The 20,084-nt window shown below is 59.9% G+C and carries 12 protein-coding genes; all 12 read right to left on the bottom strand.

Translation table 11 applies throughout. The annotated features are described in order from the left end of the window. Positions 1 to 144 precede the first annotated feature (144 nt). The 12 genes from ABVN20_RS25325 to glgX all read right to left on the bottom strand — a co-directional run bounded on the left by ABVN20_RS25325 (position 145) and on the right by glgX (position 19,954). Positions 145 to 2,841, bottom strand: a complete 2,697-nt coding sequence (locus ABVN20_RS25325; protein WP_368558502.1) for an RHS repeat-associated core domain-containing protein — start codon at positions 2,839 to 2,841, stop codon at positions 145 to 147. A gap of 162 nt (positions 2,842 to 3,003) precedes the next feature. Beyond that, positions 3,004 to 5,835 (bottom strand): RHS repeat-associated core domain-containing protein, encoded by a 2,832-nt coding sequence (locus ABVN20_RS25320; protein WP_368558501.1) that lies wholly within the window; start codon positions 5,833 to 5,835, stop codon positions 3,004 to 3,006. 22 nt (positions 5,836 to 5,857) lie between these two features. Beyond that, complete coding sequence (locus ABVN20_RS25315) at positions 5,858 to 8,752, bottom strand: RHS repeat domain-containing protein (protein WP_368558500.1); 2,895 nt, start codon at positions 8,750 to 8,752, stop codon at positions 5,858 to 5,860. Between the two features lie 93 nt (positions 8,753 to 8,845). Then, the gene (locus ABVN20_RS25310) at positions 8,846 to 9,913 is read right to left on the bottom strand and encodes an autotransporter domain-containing protein (RefSeq protein WP_368558498.1); all 1,068 of its coding nucleotides are present in this window, start codon (positions 9,911 to 9,913) and stop codon (positions 8,846 to 8,848) included. Between the two features lie 323 nt (positions 9,914 to 10,236). Then, on the bottom strand, positions 10,237 to 12,798 hold the full coding sequence (locus ABVN20_RS25305) for an autotransporter outer membrane beta-barrel domain-containing protein (protein ID WP_368558497.1): 2,562 nt from the start codon (positions 12,796 to 12,798) through the stop codon (positions 10,237 to 10,239). 247 nt (positions 12,799 to 13,045) lie between these two features. After that, a complete protein-coding gene (locus ABVN20_RS25300) occupies positions 13,046 to 13,846 on the bottom strand; it encodes an endonuclease/exonuclease/phosphatase family protein (protein WP_368558495.1) in 801 nt (266 codons plus the stop codon). Positions 13,847 to 13,916: 70 nt separating this feature from the next. Then, a complete protein-coding gene (locus ABVN20_RS25295; protein WP_368558493.1) occupies positions 13,917 to 14,675 on the bottom strand; it encodes a PIG-L deacetylase family protein in 759 nt (252 codons plus the stop codon). A gap of 121 nt (positions 14,676 to 14,796) precedes the next feature. Beyond that, entirely contained in the window at positions 14,797 to 15,456 is a 660-nt protein-coding gene (locus ABVN20_RS25290) for a glycosyltransferase family 2 protein (protein ID WP_368558492.1), read from the bottom strand. Further along, the gene (locus tag ABVN20_RS25285; RefSeq protein ID WP_368558491.1) at positions 15,453 to 16,052 is read right to left on the bottom strand and encodes an SAM-dependent methyltransferase; all 600 of its coding nucleotides are present in this window, start codon (positions 16,050 to 16,052) and stop codon (positions 15,453 to 15,455) included. The genes ABVN20_RS25290 and ABVN20_RS25285 overlap by 4 nt, the downstream gene beginning before the upstream one ends. After that, on the bottom strand, positions 16,049 to 16,807 hold the full coding sequence (locus ABVN20_RS25280; protein ID WP_368558490.1) for a PIG-L deacetylase family protein: 759 nt from the start codon (positions 16,805 to 16,807) through the stop codon (positions 16,049 to 16,051). Before ABVN20_RS25280 ends, ABVN20_RS25285 begins: the two co-directional genes overlap by 4 nt. Next, positions 16,804 to 17,793, bottom strand: a complete 990-nt coding sequence (locus tag ABVN20_RS25275) for an acyl-CoA dehydrogenase (protein ID WP_368558489.1) — start codon at positions 17,791 to 17,793, stop codon at positions 16,804 to 16,806. The genes ABVN20_RS25280 and ABVN20_RS25275 overlap by 4 nt, the downstream gene beginning before the upstream one ends. A gap of 1 nt (position 17,794) precedes the next feature. Next, positions 17,795 to 19,954 (bottom strand): glycogen debranching protein GlgX, encoded by a 2,160-nt coding sequence (glgX, locus tag ABVN20_RS25270; protein ID WP_368558488.1) that lies wholly within the window; start codon positions 19,952 to 19,954, stop codon positions 17,795 to 17,797. Positions 19,955 to 20,084: the final 130 nt, after the last annotated feature.

The raw sequence follows: 20,084 nt of genomic DNA, 5'->3' as shown, positions 1-20,084 counted from the left end.
CCGAGTGCGCGTGGGTCGAAACTCCTGCTGGCATTTCAGGCAGCCTCGAACGAGGTTGAAGGTTTGCTCAACATGCGCGTTTTGCAGTGTTCTGGCTACTGTCATAAGTGACAGGTCGATGAGAGATCAAAAAGCATCTGGGCGTCAATTGTGTTGCCGAGTTGAAGTCTGAACTCGTTTTGGCTGGCTGACTTTGATGCTACTCACGGGCAAATGCGGTAAATGGTTTTTTGGATGGATAGGCGCTGTTGCAGATGTAGTAACTCTCGCCTGCTTTTTTCTGGGTTTCATGGGTGTTAACTTGGTGGTCATTTCTTCATTTGGAGCCGGCTCGACGGTGATAATAAAATCAACATCAGTACCCTTAATAGCCTTTTTCACACTGATGGCTCTAAGACCGAAGACGTTGAGTATCTGTTGGGTGGACTTCCCATTTGATGTCTCTTTCATGAAGACTGCCAGTAGCGCGTCGGACCCACTGGGTAGATCCTTGGTCTTATCCAATGTCGACTGATTTCTCATCTTTGTCCGAGCGATGCGCGACGGCAACTCACCATAAAAACCTTTGGCTTTCGCCTGCAGGGTGTATTGATGCTCCGCTACATCACTCGCAAAGTAATCAGGCTGATACTTAAAATTTTCGGTGAAGATCCAGATATTCGGTCTGAAATAATTTATAAAAGTATCTGTCTTGAAACGGCTGTCAACTTGGTTTCTTTTGCGGGTGTGCGTTAAATTTGTCCTTACAAACTCAATTCTCTTGGATTTTCCAGTATCGCTGGTGAGTTTTTTCTCCAGATTTATATCTATATAGGAAATATGATAGGCGCTGCTGTCTAGTTTGCCTTCTGCGTTTTTAGTGTCGATCCCAGAGTTGCCGCAGAGACCGTTAGCATCAACCAGCATAATTGCGCTATTACCGACCATTCTGAAACGATTTAGCCCATCCGCATCTTCCGCTGGGTCTGGATTGATCCAACGTTGCAACCAGGGTGCGTAATAGCGGAATCCGTAATACAGCAATCCGGTAAAGTCGCGCTCTTTGGCGCAATAACGTCGGAGTTTATATTTGGCCTCGATCATGTTGCGACCCGCCTGAAAGGCCGTTCCTCCGTAGGGATAAAATGCTTCCTGGCAGATCAGATCGGCATGCTGGTCCAGTTCCAGCGTATTGGATTTCAGATGATCGGCGCATCCGTAGCGCATCTGGTTCTGGAGAGCTTCACCAAGTAACCCGTGGGCCCAGTGCAAAATCTGCACGTTGTTACTACCCGCGCTGATGTTGATGACGTGGAGTGTTTCTCCGGTCCCGCCGTGGTTGCGTATCTCCAGACCGGGTAAGTAGCGGACCTCACTCAGCATCGTGCGGGTAACGGTCACACTCGAACGCACCTTGCGCACTCGCTGTCCGCCGCCGTCATAGACATAGCATTCACGATCATCATCAGCGTCTTCGCGGACCACAGGTTTGACTTCGCGCAGCTGGTTGCGCAGATCCCAAAGCAGCCGCTGCCCCGGCTGAAGTTCCTGCAAATTGCCATTGGCGTCGAACCCAGCCGCCAGTTCGGCTTCGGTGGGCGGGCGTCCGTCGCGTTCGGGCAGGCAGCGGTTGCTGTACTTCGCTCGGGTCAAGGTGCGGCCCTGGGCTTGGGCGCCGACATGCACAAGGCTCAGCAGATTGCCGCCTGAATCGTAATGAAAGGTCTGGGTGTAATTGGCAATCTGGCTGGGGTCCACTGGTAAGGGCTGCCAGTCGGGCAAGGCGGGGCCGCCGATTCCGCTCACGGCTTCGCTGCCAGTGGCTTCGATCAGTTGATCGAGGGTGTCGTAGCGGTAGCTCTTGATCGGTTCGATACGTTGGTTGTTGAAGTAACGGATGGGTTGTGCGGCATCTTCGATGCTCAGCACATTGCCGACAGCGTCGTACTGGTATTGCAGTTGTTGTAACGGGGTTCCATCGGACTTGTGTGCGCTCAGCTCGATCAATCGACCGTTGGCCTCGTCGTAACGATGACGGGTGACGACGCCATTGCCGGCGGTTTCCGCTTCGATCTGACCCATGGCGTTGTAGTGCAAATTGCTGACCAGCAGCTTTTCGCTTTGACCAGCGCCGGCCAGGGTCAAGCGAGCATCTTTCAGTTGGCCGGCTCGGGTGTAGCCAGAAGACTGGGTGTTGCCCATCGCATCAGTCTGGCTGAGAGCTTCACCGCTGGCGGCGTAGGCATTGAAGGTGGTCAGGCCTGCGCCGGATTCGAGCAATGCGTCCCTGTCGGCGATTGTCAGCGGCCAATCGGGTGCTTCAGTACCTGTGAGAAACCGACGCGTGTGCTTTAGCAGAAGCCCGGAAAGACCGGCCTCCTGAACAAGCACGGCTCCTGCTGGATCATCATGACGAACCAACTGCCCGCACAGGTTATGCGCGGCGGCTTCTGGGCGAGCATCGCCGTAGGTGAAGCGTTCGATCACATGCTCGGCAATGCCGATGCCTGCTTCACACAGAGCCACCGGGCGCATCAATTCATCATATTCAGCCCGTTTGCTGCTGCCACGGCCATCCCAGGACTGAAGGTATTGATCGGAATCGCCCAAAAGTGAAGCACGCCAGCCGGCGTCCACGCTTTCGGTCAGGAGCGCTGTGGCGGACAAGCTCAACACCTGATTGAGGTTGAAGGGCGCGCCTTCATCCGTCTGTGCCAAATCAAACAGGTAGGGATCGCGACTGGCGATCAACCGCCCAACGGCGTCGTAGCGTTGTTGGGTGATCCGGGTGTCTATCGGGTCATTTGCTTCACGGCGGTGATACCCCACGGCCCTGACCGACAATCCCCGCGCGTCAGACACGGCGAGGGTCGGCGTGCTTGAGTGCGCGTGGGTCGAAACTCCTGTTGGCATATCAGGCAGCCTCGAACGAAGTTGAGGGATTGCTCAACATGCGCGTTTTGACGTGTTCTGGCTACTGTCATAAGTGACAGGAAGAAACGAGTCATTCTCCACCCGGGGCGGTCATGAATCTGCACGATCTTTCCAGTATGAAATAATCTTGAACGCAGTCGCGGCCGTCTCTCTCACGTGCGGAAACCCTTCAAGATTCAATTTGTCTGGGTGAATTTTCAGTGAGAACTCTCTGAATTTCGCTGGATCAAAACCATTTTCGAATATATTTTTTTCATTCGCCTCATTTTTAATTATTTGGTGTGCCAGTTTTAAGCCGTCTACAATTTTTTCAGATGTTCCTATCGGTAATCCAAAATTATCAGTTGCGAAGTTGCTGTCATTCGATAGTCGTCTGCCATTGGTGTGGGTAAAACCCGTATGCGAATGGGGAGTTGCAAGCGGAGTACGGGAACGATGTCGTCCTGCGAAATTTTCGTAGTTAAAATCTGTATCAAACTTCGAAACGTGTCCTGCAGATTCAAGCATTTCCTTATGAAAAGCCTGTTGGAACTGACCACCTGCGCCGAATAAAAATTCCAGATCCCTTTCTCGTTCTTCCTCGGTATTTGTCATGATCAGACTCTCAAATATATAAGCTCTTTCCAGGTTGTGTAGAAGCAAACGGTGGTCCGGTCGAGTATCTTCCGATGTTTCGTCATGATAATTTCCTAATTCTGAGTCTTCTTTTAAGTCGGCTTTAAGTTTTGATATCTGTCGTTGGAAATATTTGGTGTTTTTTGTGCTGGCTATTGATTTTATTTTTATAATCTTGTTCGCGTAGTGATTGGCGCGCTTTGTGTTCCATGTCAGCTCGGGGGCTATAGGAAAGTTTTTTTTAATTATCGTCTTAATGTCGCTCAAGTACTGCTCTGGGTTGAATTTTTCACCATTTGTTCCATTCAGCTCGAAATAGGTCACAGCGTTATTTCCGACCATCGCATATAAATTAAGTCCATCGGTATAACCCCAAGGATCCGGGTTGATCCAGCGTTGCAGCCACGAAGGGTAATAGCGGAGCCCGTAATACAGAAGTCCTGACGCATCCCGCTCTTTTCCGGAATAACGCACAGTTTTATAGCCGACCTCTATGCTGCTTCGACCAAGCCAGAATGCCGTACCACCGAATGCGTAATACCATTCCCAACTGATCACATCGGCGTTTTGATCCAGCTCCAGCGTGTTGGACTTGATCTGGTCATTCAGGCTGTAACGCAGTTGGTTCTGGGCAATCTCATCGGGTGGATTGGCGACCCAGTGCAACACCTGCACGCTGTTGCTGCCTGCGCTGGCGTTGATGACGTGGAGTATTTCTCCGGTCCCACCGTGGCTGCGTATTTCCAGGCCCGGTAAGTAGCGGACCTCACTCAGCATAGTGCGGGCGTTGGTCACACTCGAACGCACCTTGCGCACTCGCTGGCCGCTGCCGTCATAGACATAACACTCTCGATCATCGTCAGCATCTTCACGAACCACCGGTTTGACTTCGCGCAGCTGGTTGCGCAGATCCCAAACCAGTCGCTGGCCCGGCTGAAGTTCCTGCAAATTGCCATTGGCGTCGAACCCCGCCACCAGTTCGGCCTCGGTGGGCGGGCGGCCGTCGCGTTCGGGCAGGCAGCGGTTGCTGTACTTCGCTCGGGTCAAGGTGCGGCCCTGAGCTTGGGCGCCGACATGCACAAGGTCCAGTAGATTGCCGCCTGAATCGTAATGAAAGGTCTGGGTGTAATTGGCAATCTGGCTCGGGTCCAGCGGCAACGGTTGCAGGTCGGGCAGGGCAGGGCCGCCGCTTCCGTTCACGGCTTCGCTGCCGGTGGCTTCAATCAATTGATCGAGTGTGTCGTAACGGTACGTCTTGATCGGTTCGATACGTTGGTTGTTGAAGTAGCGGATCGGTTGAGCGACGTCTTCGATACTCAGCACATTGCCAACGGCGTCGTACTGGTATTGCGGTTGTTGCAGTTGCGCGCCATCAGGCTTGTGTGCGCTCAGTTCAATTAATCGACCGTTGGCTTCGTCGTAACGATGGCGGGTAACGACACCATTGCCAGCAGTTTCCGCTTCGATCTGACCCATGGCGTTGTAGTGCAAATTGCTGACCAGCAGCTTTTCGCTTTGACCAGCGCCGGCCAGGGTCAAGCGAGCATCTTTCAGTTGGCCGGCTCGGGTGTAGCCAGAAGACTGGGTGTTGCCCATGGCATCAGTCTGGCTGAGAGCTTCACCGCTTGCGGTGTAGACATTGAAGGTGGTCAGGCCTGCGCCGGATTCGAGCAATGCGTCCCTGTCGGCGATTGTCAGCGGCCAATCGGGTGCTTCAGTACCTGTGAGAAACCGACGCGTGTGCTTTAGCAGAAGCCCGGAAAGACCGGCCTCCTGAACAAGCACGGCTCCTGCTGGATCATCATGACGAACCAACTGCCCGCACAGGTTATGCGCGGCGGCTTCTGGGCGAGCATCGCCGTAGGTGAAGCGTTCGATCACATGCTCGGCAATGCCGATGCCTGCTTCACACAGAGCTACCGGGCGCATCAATTCATCATATTCAGCCCGTTTGCTGCTGCCACGGCCATCCCAGGACTGAAGGTCTTGATCGGAATCGCCCAAAAGTGAAGCACGCCAGCCGGCGTCCACGCTTTCGGTCAGGAGCGCTGTGGCGGACAAGCTCAACACCTGATTGAGGTTGAAGGGCGCGCCTTCATCCGTCTGTGCCAAATCAAACAGGTAGGGATCGCGACTGGCGATCAACCGCCCAACGGCGTCGTAGCGTTGTTGGGTGACCCGGGTGTCTATCGGGTCATTCGCTTCACGGCGGTGATACCCTACGGCCCTGACTGACAACCCCCGCGCATCAGACACCGCGAGGATGGGTGTGGCCGAGTGCGCGTGGGCCGAAACTCCTGCTGGCATTCAGATTGCCTCCAGCGTCGAGTCAATTGCCTGAGCGTACCTTCCAGTTGCCGATGATTTGAAAGGCTCTCGTCGCGGCTTCGCTGACATGGGATGCCCCTTCCAATTTAAGTCTGTCGGGATGGATTTTTCTTGAAATCTGCATGAATTCATTACGTTTAAAACCCTCGGGGAATATGGCTCGCTCATTCCCTTCATTCGCCATGATACGAAGTGCCAGTTCGTAACCTTCGATGATCCTGGAGTCGGTGCCCGTGGGTAACATGGGGAAACTATGCAGAGGCGTTGGCGCATTGGGTTGTTGCGCGGCAGTCGCCTGCCCGGCGCCCGTGCGTGAACGTCCCCGGTTGGGTGAGGTGGCGCGACCTGGCTGCGTTTCTTCGCGGAAGGTGCGCGCGCGGCTGGGTCCCGCCTGGGGTGCATGTCGGGAAGTACTGGAAGGGCTGGGTTGCGGCGGTGCTCCTGCGCTGAAGTCACTTGTACCAGTAGGGGCGTCCCATTGCGCTTCCCAATCAAAGTCAAATACATCTTCCCACCACTCGGGGTGGCCTGAGCTCTCTGCGCGTGTCGCGTGGGCAGACTCAGCAAAGGGTTGGAAATAGGAGGCTTTGCGTAAATTACCCAGAAATGCTCGATAGCCCTCAATGTCTGAGGTATCTCGATAGGGAAGAGTGTCATTGAGGACGCTTTGGCTGGAGCGAAGCGTTTTACCGAGCTTTAGCACTTGTCTTCGGAAAAATAGTTTTTGCTCGTCAGTTTCGAGCGAGTCCATTTTCAAGAGCTTTTTCTTGTAACGTTTGTAATCGTTGAGGGCGAACCCTTTGACGTAATTATCTTTTAACTGAAAGCGGCGCAGTATCTGCTTGAAATCGCTGAGGTACTGCTCGTGGTTAAATCTTTCTCCATTACGCCCTTGGTTGTCGAAATTGACAATGGGACTGTTGCCTACCATTGAGTAGAGGTTGATCCCGTCCGTGTATCCGGCAGGGTCAGGATTAATCCAGCGCTGTAGCCACGGCGCATAATATCGTAGGCCGTAATAAAGAAGTCCGGTTGCGTCACGCTCCTTGCCTGAGTAGCGCACGGTCTTGTACTTGGCCTCGATATTGTTCCGCCCAGCCCAGCGTGCCGTTCCACCGAATGCGTAATACCATTCCCAACTGATCACATCGGCGTTTTGATCCAGTTCCAGCGTGCTGGACTTGACCTGGTCATTCAGGCTGTAACGCAGTTGGTTCTGGGCAATCTCATCGGGTGGATTGGCGACCCAGTGCAACACCTGCACGCTGTTGCTGCCTGCGCTGGCGTTGATGACGTGGAGTATTTCTCCGGTCCCACCGTGGCTGCGTATTTCCAGGCCCGGTAAGTAGCGGACCTCACTCAGCATCGTGCGGGCCTTGGTCACACTCGACCGCACCTTGCGCACTCGCTGGCCGCTGCCGTCGTAGACATAACACTCTCGATCATCGTCAGCATCTTCACGAACCACCGGTTTGACTTCGCGCAGCTGGTTGCGCAGATCCCAAACCAGCCGCTGACCCGGCTGGAGTTCCTGCAAGTTGCCATTGGCATCGAACCCCGCCGCCAGTTCGGCTTCGGTAGGCGGGCGGCCGTCGTGTTCGGGCAGGCAGCGGTTGCTGTACTTCGCTCGGGTCAAGGTGCGGCCCTGGGATTGGGCGCCGACATGTACAAGGTTCAGCAGATTGCCGCCTGAATCGTAATGAAAGGTCTGGGTGTAATTGGCGATCTGGCTGGGGTCCACTGGCAAGGGCTGCAGGTCGGGCAGGGTGGGACCGCCGCTTCCGTTCACGGCTTCGCTGCCGGTGGCTTCGATCAGTTGATCGAGTGTGTCGTAGCGGTAGGTCTTGATCGGTTCGATACGTTGGTTGTTGAAGTAACGAATGGGCTGCGCAGCGTCTTCGATGCTCAGCACATTGCCGACGGCGTCGTACGCGTATTGCAGTTGTTGCAGTGGGGTTCCATCTGACTTGTGTGCGCTCAGCTCGATCAATCGACCGTTGGCTTCGTCGTAACGATGACGGGTGATGACGCCATTGCCGGCGGTTTCCGCTTCGATCTGACCTATGGCGTTGTAGTGCAAATCGCTGACCAGCAGCTTTTCGCTTTGACCCGCGCCGGCCAGGGTCAAGCGAGCATCCTTCAGTTGGCCGGCTCGGGTGTAACCAGAAGACTGGATGTTGCCCATCGCATCAGTCTGGCTGAGAGCGTCACCGCTTGCGGCGTAGGCATCGAAGGTGGTCAGGCCTGCGCCGGATTCGAGCAACGCGTCCCTGTCGGCAATTGCCAACGGCCAATCGGGCGGTTCGGTGCCAGTCAGAAACTGGCGCGTGTGCTTTAGCAGTAGTCCGGACAGACCGGCTTCCTGAACAAGTACGGTTCCAGCCGGATCATCATGACGAACCAACTGTCCGCACAGGTTATGCGCGGCGGCTTCCGGGCCGGCATCGGCATAGGTGAAGCGCTCGAGTACGTGTTCAGTTACCCCGACGCCTCCTTCGCGCAACATGACCGGCCGCAGCAACTCATCAAACTCCGCCCGTCTATCGCTGCCACGACCATCCCAGGCTTCAAGATTTTGCCCGGCCTGACCCCGCAGACCAACGCGCCACCCTGCATCCACACTCACCGTCAACAGCGTAACACCGGACAAACTCGGCACTTGCAGAAGGTTGTACGGCGTTGCAGCATCCGCCTGTGCCAACCCGAACAGATAAGGATCCCGGCTGGCGACCAAACGTCCGGCCGCGTCATAACGTTGCTGCGTCACCCGCGTATCGACCGGGTCCGCCGCATCACGTCGATGAAACTGCACCACCCGGACCGGCAACCCGCGCGCATCCGCCACCTGAAGCGTCGGTGTGCCGAAATGCGCGCATGAGGGGATGCCGAGCGTCATCAGTGCAAGCCTCAATCAAACGGACTTGCCGCTCACAATGCATGACGCTCACCAGGCTGCCTACTGTTAGAAATAACAGTTCGCGCAAGTATTTCACCAACGCATGCGCACACCCAGGCTGCCGATCAGGCCGTTCAGGTCGTTGTCATCGACGTCACTGCTGTAGTCGGCGCTGACGTACAGGCTGACGGCGGGGGTGACCCTGGCCACCAGGCCCAGTCCGACTTCCACGGTGGAGGACTTGCGACTGCTGCTGATCTTGTCGACCTGATCCAGGCTCACGGTGTTGCCGGTGTACACGGTGTGCCACAAGTTGGTTCGCACATAGGGTTCGAACCCGAGGCCGTTGATGTCGTAGCTACCTTTCAATCGGGCACCGACCCGGCCGCTCCACGAGGTGAGATCGCTGGACGACGCATTGCCGGAACCGGCGTAGGGCGTGTCCAGGGTAATGCGTTGGTTGATCAACTGGGCTTGCGGTTCAACCACCCAGTTTTCGGTCAGGCCAATGGGAAAACCACCTTCAACCGAGAGTGTCACTGCACTGCCTTCCGTCGCTTGCCGGGCGCCTTGTTGGTTGCGACTGAAGCCATTTACCCGTCCGCCGCTGGCCGTCAAGTCCACGTGCCAGCCCTGTGGACCGGTCAGGCTCCAGTAGGCGCCAAGGCTCTGGCCCTGCAGATTGAGGGTGTCGGCATTGGGATCGGAGAGCGCGCGATTGGTCAGCGGGCCGTTGCCGTTGGCCTGGATCTGGCTGGTGCCGCCGATCAAACCGACTTGCTGGACGTGGCCACTGCCGCTTTGCAGGGTGAGGATCGCCGGGCCTTTGTACTGATTGGCGCCGACGAGGCCACTGCCCTGGGATTCATAATCGGTCTGGGCCTGGCGTGCGGCCTGGCCATAGAGTTGATCCCAGGCCGAGGGCGCGGCCTCTTGAGTGGTCAGGCGTGAACTTCGTATATCGGACGCGGCGCTGAAGCGGCCCGGGTAACTCGTGGCAAGGGCGGGCAAACTGAGCACAGGAACCTGCTGGTCATACCAGGGGGCGGTTTCTTCCTCGGCAGGCGAGGCCTGTACTTCCATGGATGAACACAGCAGGAGTGAGCTCGAAACTGTGCAGAAAGTGACTTTTATCTCTTGTTGGGTGAATGAGGTTTTCATGGAGGTCTACCTTGCAATCGCATGCGGTATCTCGCTGTGGCGTCTCTCCTACCCCGAAAGAGGGGCGACCGAATGGAGTGGGGCAAGCCGCTGGCCGCCCGTTGTTACGGGTGTCTGGTGGGGTGCCCCCTGAGGTACTTCGGGGGTAGTAACGTGAAGCTAAGAAGAATGGCAAGACTGCGTCAAGAAAATGGCCGATAAGTGGTATGCATATTTTAGCGATTGCAACTCACTGATTTCGAACGCGACTATAAGTTCTTGTTTGTACGCAAAAACGTCTCGCCACCCGCGGATTAGAGGGGTTTGCATAGCCTCCTATCGGCTTACCAACTCACTCTCACGCCGAGATTCGCCTGGGTTCCGCGCAGCTGATTGCTGTCAATATTGCTGCTGTAGTCGGTGCTGGCATATACGGCGATGTCGGGCGACAGGCTCAGCACCACACCGATGCCCAGGTCGAGGGATGATGATCGTTGTTCGGTGGTGATCTTGTCGGTGCCGGCAAAGGTCACCGTATCCTCCGCCGAAGCGGTGTGCCAGACATTCGCCCGCACATACGGCTCCACAGGCTTGCCCATGACCTGATAACGCCCCTTGAGCCGCCCGCCGATGCGGCCGGTCCAGGCGCTGTCGGAGTCGAACGATACCCGCGAGATGCCATCGTCCTGGCTGTCGAGGTCGACTTTCTGGTAGATCACTTGCGCCTGGGGTTCCGCCTGCCAGTTTGCGCCCAGGGCAATGGGGTAGCCGACTTCCGCCGACAGTGTCGCGACATGGCCGTCATTGTCGATTTTCAAGCCGCGATCCGACTCGTTGTCACCGTCAAGGCGGGTGTACATGGCCACGGTGTCCAGGTAGGCGCCCTGGGTGTCGGTGAGTGTCCAGGACAGCCCGACGCTGTCGCCCCGCAGGTCGACCTTGCCGGCGTGTTTGCCCTCAAAGCCGCCGTTGAAACCGTCGACGTCACCGCGAAGGCGGCTGTGGCCGACGAAGAAACCGGTTTGCTGGATCTGGCCGCTGTCCCATTGCGAGCTGTGCAGCACGGTGCCGACCTGGAAGCCGTACAGCGATCCATCCACCTTCGGGTTGACGGTGCCGGCCCAGGTCTGGTCGAAGTTTTTGCCATACACCCGTCCCCAGCCGGCACTCAGGGAGTCGCTGCCCTTTAGCAGTTGTTGCTTGCCCTGGCGATCGTGGAACGTGCCGAGGGCATTCAGGGTCATTTGTGCGGCAACGGGCGGCATGGCCGACCAGACCGGGACTTCCGGCCTGAACGTGGGGATCGGCGCGGCACCCGGTTGCACCGCTGGCAACTCCGGAACCACGCCTGCCACCGCGGCCACCACCGGGATCGGCACCACCGGTTCGAGGGTCGGCGGCAGGCTCGGGTCCGCGTCAGGCACGGCGACGACGGGCGGCGCGACCACCGACGAGCGCAGGTACCAACTGTTTTCGCTGCCTGGCGTGATGCCGCCCTTGTACAGGTTGTAGCTGTAGGCACCGGCCGAGACCGGGGCCTGGAGGGCGAACGCGCCGTTTTCGCTGACGGCGCTGCCCAGGGCCTGCACGACCTGAATGCCGTTCTGCTGGGTCAGGGCGCCCGCGCCACCTTCGTTGCTGACGGTAATCAGCGTGTTGCCGGTCAGGGTGCCGTTGTTCACGACCAGTTTGTCGCTGGGGGAGGCGTCGTCACCCAGCGCGCTTTGCAGCAACAACTTGCCGCCGCTGCCCGCGTAGTTGCCCAGAACGGTGAGGCTGTCGTCGGTGCGGCTGTTGCCACTGGCCAGGTCAATGGTCCCGCTGTTGTTGAGGGTGGCCAGCAGCGCGGCGTTGAGCGGTGAGATGCCACCCTGGACGGAGGTCAGCGTGCTGCTGCCGTCGACGTTGAAAACACCGGTGCCGATGTTGCTGTCTCCCAGGCGGAACACGTCATTCTGCAGGTCGAAACGCGAGGTATTGGTCAGGTTGACGGTTTCCCAGTTGGTGTAACGGCCGGCGCCGGAGGAGGTGGTCTGGTCGAACGTCAGGCGGTCGTTGCCGGCACCGCCATCGACGTTCGGTGTAATGGCCAGGATGCTGTCGGTGAGGTTGCGCAGGGTGACGCGGTCGTTGCCCAGGTCCATCAGGATGGCTGAGCGGATGATGCCGCCACCGTTCCAGGTCAGGATGTCATCGCCGATACTGGCGCGCACTTCGCCAACGATCTCACCGCCGGTGACGGTGATGATGTCGTTGCCACCGCTGACGCTGAGGTTACCGCCGATCCTGCCGCCGGCAACGATGATGGTGTCCCGGCCGAAACCGGTGACCAGGTTGCCGAGGATGGTGCCGCCCAGCAGCTCGAAAATATTGTCGTCGAGTTTCATGTCGACCCGGCCGATGGCGCCGCCGGTCATTTTCGCCTCGTCGCCATCCTCGAAGGCGCCAATGATGGTGCCGGCGGTCATCAGGAATTTGTCGTGGCTGTCGCCTTGCGATAAAGCGCCGATCGTCCCGCCGTTCATGATGAAACTGTCCACGCCACTGCCCTGGATGACCGTTCCGGTCACTGTGCCGCCGGCGATGGTGACGGTGTTGGTGCCGTCACCGACATTGAGAAAGCCGCTGATGAAACCCGAATTCATGATCACCGTGTCGGCACCTGCGCCGAAGGTCACGTTGCCATTGATCGAACCGGTGCCGTTGGCGGGGAAGGTCAGGGTGTTGTTGCCCTGGGTGTCGGTCAGCGAACCGCTGCTGGCGCTGTCGCAGGTGAAGCTGTCGTTGCCGGCCGTGGGCACTAGGGTGCAGGCAGCCGCTGCGGTCTGGGAACCGCCGATACACAGCAGGAAAGTGAGGGCGCAGGCAGGATAGCGGCGCGCAGGCCGCAGCGTCGAATGGGTCATCTTCGTCTCCACGCATCGTATTGCGCCTGATCCGGTCACCCCTCGGGCGGTGACGTCGTTTCAGGCGCCCATGGCAGCGCGGATTGACGACAAATGCAGCTCCCTGCTGAAAACCCTGGCAATACTTGCGCTACGATCCCGTCCGTATCAGCCGCAGATACAGACAGGCCAACCGTAACAACAGATTCGCGCGTCGGCTACTGTCATAAATAACAGGTTGGGCGATTTTTTTACCGGGCTGGCGTTGTTACAAATGCACTTCAACCGCCAGCGGCAAGTGATCGGATAAGTGCGTCCACGGCTTGCTGCCGAGGATTTTTGGCTCGTGGCTGCTGGCATTGCGCAGATACACGCGATCCAGGCGCAGCAACGGAAAACGCGCTGGATAGGTCTTCGCCGGGCGTCCATGGTGACGTTCGAATGCTTCGTGCAGGTAGTCGCGGCGGGCGAGGGTCGCGTTGCCCTGTAGCTGCCAGTCGTTGAAGTCGCCGGCGATGATGACCGGCGCATCGTCGGGCAGCGATTCGAGCAGTTGGCAGAGCAGTTCCAGCTGCAACTGACGGTGGCTTTCCAGCAGGCTCAAGTGCACGCAGATGGCGTGGACCTCGGTGTGCCCCGGCACATCGAGAATGCAATGCAGCAGCCCGCGGCGCTCGGGGCCGGTGATGGACACGTCAAGGTTGCGGTATTCACGGATCGGGTATTTGGACAGCAGTGCATTGCCGTGGTGACCGTTGGGGTAGACCGCATTGCGCCCATAGGCGTAGTCGCTCCACATGCTGTCGGCGAGAAATTCGTATTGCGAGGTTTGTGGCCAATTGTTGAGCCGCGAGGAATGACGCTCGTGCTCACCGACCACTTCCTGCAGGAAGACCAGGTCTGCCGAGGTGCTGCGCACCGCCTCGCGCAGTTCGGGCAGGATGAAGCGCCGGTTGAACGCGGTGAACCCCTTGTGGGTGTTGACCGTCAGCACTCTGAGCCGATGAACCACCGGTGGCGTGTCCAAAGGCATCGAGTGGGCGGCCTGCCGCTTGGAATCACTGGTCACGTTCACTCCTCTGAATCAGGGTTGCCTATGTATGCGACTGATGCGACGGCGGGCAGTTCAGTCCGGCACCTCAGACAAAAACGATTTCATAGGGCAAGCGCATCCGCTCCAGCAACACCGGCGGCAGCAACGGCGGCAGACCCACCGCGGGCTCGCCATCGAGCTGGCTGGCATAGGCGTGGGTGGCGTGGCTCTTGCGCGCCACCGTCCAGGTGTCGAGCCGCAGCTTGCGCGCCCGGTGCCAGGGGAACAGGCCGCTGTCGCGCGTTGGCCAGTGCCAGGCCCAGACCGGCACCTCGTTGAATGCCGCACCGACCAGGGCTGCCGCATGGGCGGCGGCGCGGCCGACGGCTTCATGGTCGATGTTGCCGTCCTCGCGCCAGGTGCTGAACACCACGTCACCGGGGCGCAGGTAGCGCGCGATGAACTCACTCATCGGGCGTTCGCGTTCGCCCAGCGCGTTGTCGGTGAAACCACCCCGCAGCCATTTCAGGCTGTGCATGGGCAGACCGAGGCGGCGCAGGGCCTCGACGCTTTCCTGGGGGCGGAACACGCTCAGGCGTTTTTCCGACCATTGTTGCGAGCCCGGATGGCTGGCGCTGCCGTCGGTGATCGAGATCAGTTGCAAGGGGTGGCCCAGGGTGCTGAGCAATTGCAGGAGGCCGCCACAGGTCACGACTTCGTCGCCAGGGTGCGGGGCGATCACCACGGCGCGGGCGCCGGGCGGGACGAGGGTCTGGGTATTGATGACCGGAACGTTATCCAGTTGAGGTGCACTGTTCCAGATCTGGGCTGACAGACCACTGTCGATGAGCGATACAGGTTTCATCAGGCTACGTCCTTGTTCTGGTTGATAGCAATGTGCCGCGCTCCATACCTTGGATTGCAGCGTGCAAGAGTATTGCTCAAGTCAGGCTATTCGTCGCGTGCTTGTTCGTGCCGATCTGTATTTATCCGACCTGCGACAAGTCGCGCAGGTAGTCGCCAAAGCCGCCCCTGGCCCGGCTGTCCAGGCGTGCACTGGTCAGCACCTGGGGGCGCTGGCTCCAGGCGATTGTCGCGCCGCAGCGCTCCAGTTGCCGCACCAGTTGCACGTCTTCATCGCACGCCAGCGGCTCGAAACCGCCGGCGCGCCGGTAGGCCTCGGCGCTGACGCCCAGGTTCGCGCCGTGGATATGCCGGTGGCCCTCGCGGTACTGGTAATGCTGGTGATAGCGAATTTGCGCTGATTCACTGAACGCGGCATCCCACTGCGCCACGGTGACCGTACCGCACACCGCGTCGGCATCCAGGGCCAGTTGGGCAACCAGCCAGTCCTGGGCGACACGACTGTCGGCATCGGTGCAGGAGATCCAGCGCACGCCGCGATCCAGCAGGAAATGCGCGCCGAGCGCTCGGGCCTGGCCGACATTGCGCGCCTGGATTTCCAGGCCGTGCACCGGGTAGCTGCCGACAATGGCCGACGAGCGATCGGTGCAACTGTCGAGCACCACCAGCACCTCGACCGCTTCACCACCAAGCGCTTCGTGTTGCGCGGCGCGAAGGGCCGCGCGCAAGCAGTCTTCGAGCAAATCCTCTTCGTTGTGTGCCGGGATCAGGATGCCGATCATCGCAACCCCTCCAGCGCCGCCACGGAGCGCGGTTCACGACTCCACAGTTCAAGGATGAAATCGGCTTCCTGATGCAGCACCAGGCGCGGCAGTTGCAAATGCTCGTGCAGCAGGTCATGCACCTGGCGTGCGTTCAGCGGGCAGCCATCAATGGTCGGGCGCCAATGGCAGGCCAGCAATTGGCCATCGGCCGTGAGCGATTGCGCGGCACGCCGGATTACCTGTTGCAGGTCATCGGCGTCCAGGTAGTAACCGATTTCGCTGAGCACGATCAGGTCGAAGGATTCGTCCGGCCAGTCGCCAGGCAGGCGCCCATGCCGGACCTCGGCATGATCGAACAGGCTCAGGCGGGTGCGGGCCAGCGCCACGGCGGCGCTTGCGGTGTCGCAGCACAGCAGGCGGTCACAGCATTCGGCCAGTGCGGCACTCAGTTCAGCGTTGGCGCAGCCCGGCTCGAAGATCGCGCGATAACGGCGCCGGGGCAGGGACGCCAGGGTGATCGCCCGCTTGCGTTGTTCATACCAGCGCTGGCGGAATGCCCAGGGATCGTCGCTGCCCGCGAACAAACCCTCGAAATAGCGATCTTCAACGCTCATACGAACACCACCTCGAACGGTTGCAGCAGCCGGTCGATCACATAGGGAGCCAACACCGGCGGCAAGCCGATCTGCGGGTCACCTTCCAGCTGGCCGGCGAACGCGTGAATCGCGTGACGCTTGCGTGCGACCACGGCTGGGCTCAGGGGGATTTTGCGCGCCCGCTGCCACGGCACCAGGCGGTCCTCGGGCGTCGCCCAGTGCCAGGTCCAGACGGGCAGTTCATGCACCGTCGCGCCCACCCGTTGTGCCGCCACGACGGTGGCGCGGCCGACCGCTTCATGGTCGCAATGGCCGTCTTCGCGCCAGGTGGTGAACACCACGTCGTCGGCGTGCAGGTAACGTTCGATGAAGTCGGCCAGTTGCGCTTCCTGGGCGGCGACGCGACTGTCGGTGAAACCTCCGCGCAACCATTTCAGGCTGTACAGCGGCAAGCCGAGCCGGCGCAGTGCCTCGGCCGATTCCTGCGGGCGCACCACACTCAGTCGCTCTACCGGCCAGCGCCGGGAGCCGGGGTGGCTGGCGCTGCCATCGGTCACCGAGATCAATTGCAAGGGCCGATCGGCCGCCGCCAGCAGTTGCATGAAGCCGCCGCAACCCAGCACTTCATCATCCGGATGCGGGGCGACGATCACGGCGCGTTTCCCTGCGGGCACCAGGTCGAGAATGTCGATCGCCGGCAATTGCGCCAGATGGCTGGAGTTCTGCCATTGATGCAGGGACGTGCCCTGACCGACGATGGGATTGGTTTTCATAACGTCCATGTGTCCTTGATGGCATGCTGGCCAAGGGCGGCCAGGTCTCGTTCCGCGTGGCTCTGGCGCAGGAACACCGGCAGGTCGGCGCTCAGCTGCGCGAACTGCGGGTCCTTGCAATAGGGGCCGGCGCCGAGGGCGCGACCGACATGTCGGAGCACCTGTTCGGCGGCGTCTTCAACCACCGCTCGGGCCCGGCGCGCCAGTCGTTCGGCGTTGGCCTGCGGCGCGGCGTCGATGCTGGCGGCACTGGCGCGCAGCACGCTGGCCGCGCCATGCAGCTCACGGTCCACCGCACCGAGGTGGGCGAGGGCGTGGGGTTCTTCGCGTTGCGCGCAATGCTGGCGCAAGCGCTCGGCGAGGCTTTGCGCGGCGCCGTACCAGCAGGCGGCAATACCGATGCCGCCTTGCCAGAATCCGGGGCGCTGGAGGTAGTCCCCGGGGTTGCCGACGGCCTGTCCCTCGGCGCCGTCGAACTGCACTTCAACGCTGCCGGTGGTGCCCATGCCGACCGCTTGCCAGCCCTGGTCCGTGACGGTAACGCCGGGTTGATCCAGCGCCACCGCAACCAGTTGCTGACAATTCTGTTCGTCCCATGCGGTCAGCAGGGCATGGCTCAGCACTGCGGCGCCGGAACACCAGGCCTTGCGCCCGAACAACCTGACACGGCCATTTTCCCGGCTGACCCGAACCCGGGCATGCGGCGGTTCGGCGGCCCACATGCCCCAGGTGCCGGATGAGGGCGTCGGGCCACCCAGTTGCCGGATGATCGCCAGGGCGTCGGTATGGCCTTCGTACAGCTTGCACAACCCCAAATCATGCCCGCCGACGACGGTCAGGCACTGGAAACGCTCCAGCGTTTGTCCACGGCCCGGCAGCGGCAACTGATCCAGACCGGCCTCGACCAGGGCACGCAAGCCACGGCCTAGCGCCTCGGTGTCGGGGTAGTGCGTCGGCTGTCGCTGAAGAAACGCCTGAAGCTCCATCTCATTCCTCTTCCTCACGCTGCAATTCGAACAACAGCAGCGAACGGCCGGTCACCGAATACTGGTGGCCGAACTCGAAGCGCTCCTGGCCACGGATGGAAGGCTGGTTGGTATCGACCAGACAGGTCCAGTCGATGCCCTCCGGCACCTCCGGCAGAGTGAAATTGACGATGTCGTGGTGGGCGTTGACCACCAACAGCAGCGTCGCATCCGCGCCTTTGCGACGAATGCCGGTTTCCTGGGCGCGACCGTCGAGCAGCATGCCCAGGCAACGACCGTGGGATTCCTGCCATTGTTCGGTGCTCATCTCGTTGCCATCCGGCGCCAGCCAGGTGACGTCCTTGACGCCGATGTCCTCGTTGTAACTGCCGACAAGAAAGCGCCCGCGACGCAGGATCGGGTAGGAAAGGCGCAACTTGATCAGGCGCTTGACGAACTTGAGCAAGGCCTTGCCATCGGTGCTGAGATCCCAGTTGACCCAGCCGATTTCGCTGTCTTGGCAGTAGGCATTGTTATTGCCGTCCTGGGTGCGGGCGAACTCGTCGCCGGCCACCAGCATCGGCGTGCCCTGGGCCAGCAGCAGCGTGGCAAAGAAGTTGCGCATCTGCCGATGACGCAGCGCATTGATCTCGGGGTCGTCGGTCGGGCCTTCGACACCGTGGTTCCAGGACAGGTTGTTGTTGCTGCCGTCCTGGTTGTTTTCGTCGTTGGCTTCGTTGTGCTTGTCGTTGTACGAGACCAGGTCGTTGAGGGTGAAACCGTCGTGGGCGGTGATGAAGTTCACCGACGAATAGGGGCGACGGCCACGCTGGTTGAACATCTCGCCGGAGGCGGTCATGCGGCTGGCGAAATCGGCCAGTTGGCCGTCGTCGCCTTTCCAGAACGAGCGCACGGTGTCGCGGAATTTGTCGTTCCATTCGACCCAGCCGGGCGGGAAACCACCGACCTGATAGCCGCCGGGGCCGCAGTCCCAGGGCTCGGCGATCATCTTCACCTGGCGCAGCACCGGGTCCTGGCGGCAGGCGACGAGGAAGCTGTGGCGTTCGTCGAAACCGTCGTGATAACGGCCGAGGATGGTCGCCAGGTCAAAGCGGAAACCATCGACGTGCATCTCCGACGCCCAGTAGCGCAGCGAGTCGGTGACCATCTGCAACACGCACGGGTGGCTCAGGTCCAGGGTGTTGCCGGTGCCGGAATCGTTGATGTAGAAGCGCTTGTCGTCAGGCATCAGGCGGTAATACGAGGCGTTGTCGATGCCGCGCATGGACAGGGTCGGCCCCTGTTCGTTGCCCTCGGCGGTGTGGTTGTAGACCACGTCGAGGATCACTTCCAGGTTGGCTTCGTGCAGGTGCGCGACCATTTCCTTGAACTCGGCGATCTTGCCGCTGGCCAGGTAGCGCGGGTCGGGGGCGAAGAAGGCGATGCTGTTGTAGCCCCAGTAGTTGGTCATGCCCTTGTGCAACAGGTGCTGGTCATTGACGAAGGCGTGGATCGGCAGCAGCTCGACGGACGACACGCCGAGCTTGCGGATGTGCTCCAGCACGTCGTCGACCATCAGGCCGGCGAAGGTGCCGCGTACGTTGTCCGGTACCGAGGGGTGACGCATGCTGATGCCGCGCACGTGGGTCTCGTAGATGATGGTCTTGTCCCACGGCACGCTGACCCGATGGTCGTGGCCCCAGGTGTGCGCCGGGTCGATGACCTTGCACTTGGGCACGAACGGCGCGCTGTCGCGTTCGTCGAAGCTGAGGTCGGCGTCGGGGTGGCCGATGGTGTAGCCGAACAGCGCCTCGGACCATTTCAACTGGCCGACCAGTTGCTTGGCGTAGGGGTCGATCAGCAGTTTGTTGTGGTTGAAGCGATGACCATTGGCCGGGTCGTACGGGCCGTAGACGCGGTAGCCGTAGATCAGCCCCGGATGGGCGTCGGGCAGGTAGCCGTGGTAGATCTCGTCGGTGTATTCCGGCAGCTCGATGCGCTCCAGTTCCACCTCGCCGCTGTCATCGAAGATGCACAGCTCGACCTTGGTGGCGTTGGCGGAAAACAACGCAAAATTGACCCCCAGCCCATCCCAGGTGGCGCCCAGCGGGAAGGGCAGGCCCTCCCGAATGCGCGTTGGCTCGGCGAGCGGTTCTGGCGCGGATTTTTTTGCACTGCTCATAGGGGCTCCTGCAAGGGCGATGTTGCCATCCCTGTAGGAGCGAGCTTGCTCGCGATGGTCGCCAACGATGACGCTGGATACCTGACACCCTGCGGTGCCTGTGACTCCATCGCGAGCAAGCTCGCTCCTA

The sequence above is a fragment of the Pseudomonas sp. MYb118 genome, from assembly GCF_040947875.1.
Taxonomy (GTDB): domain Bacteria; phylum Pseudomonadota; class Gammaproteobacteria; order Pseudomonadales; family Pseudomonadaceae; genus Aquipseudomonas.
Note: the sequence above shows the minus strand (reverse complement) of the source record. Positions and strands in the feature narration are given on the sequence as shown.

Bases quoted from the DNA above. Each gene is read 5' to 3' on its own strand.
- ABVN20_RS25320 (WP_368558501.1), bottom strand. From the start codon at position 5,835: ATGCCAGCAGGAGTTTCGGCCCACGCGCACTCGGCCACACCCATCCTC.
- ABVN20_RS25315 (WP_368558500.1), bottom strand. From the start codon at position 8,752: ATGACGCTCGGCATCCCCTCATGCGCGCATTTCGGCACACCGACGCTT.
- ABVN20_RS25310 (WP_368558498.1), bottom strand. From the start codon at position 9,913: ATGAAAACCTCATTCACCCAACAAGAGATAAAAGTCACTTTCTGCACA.
- ABVN20_RS25305 (WP_368558497.1), bottom strand. From the start codon at position 12,798: ATGACCCATTCGACGCTGCGGCCTGCGCGCCGCTATCCTGCCTGCGCC.
- ABVN20_RS25295 (WP_368558493.1), bottom strand. From the start codon at position 14,675: ATGAAACCTGTATCGCTCATCGACAGTGGTCTGTCAGCCCAGATCTGG.
- ABVN20_RS25290 (WP_368558492.1), bottom strand. From the start codon at position 15,456: ATGATCGGCATCCTGATCCCGGCACACAACGAAGAGGATTTGCTCGAA.
- ABVN20_RS25285 (WP_368558491.1), bottom strand. From the start codon at position 16,052: ATGAGCGTTGAAGATCGCTATTTCGAGGGTTTGTTCGCGGGCAGCGAC.
- ABVN20_RS25280 (WP_368558490.1), bottom strand. From the start codon at position 16,807: ATGAAAACCAATCCCATCGTCGGTCAGGGCACGTCCCTGCATCAATGG.
- ABVN20_RS25275 (WP_368558489.1), bottom strand. From the start codon at position 17,793: ATGGAGCTTCAGGCGTTTCTTCAGCGACAGCCGACGCACTACCCCGAC.
- glgX (WP_368558488.1), bottom strand. From the start codon at position 19,954: ATGAGCAGTGCAAAAAAATCCGCGCCAGAACCGCTCGCCGAGCCAACG.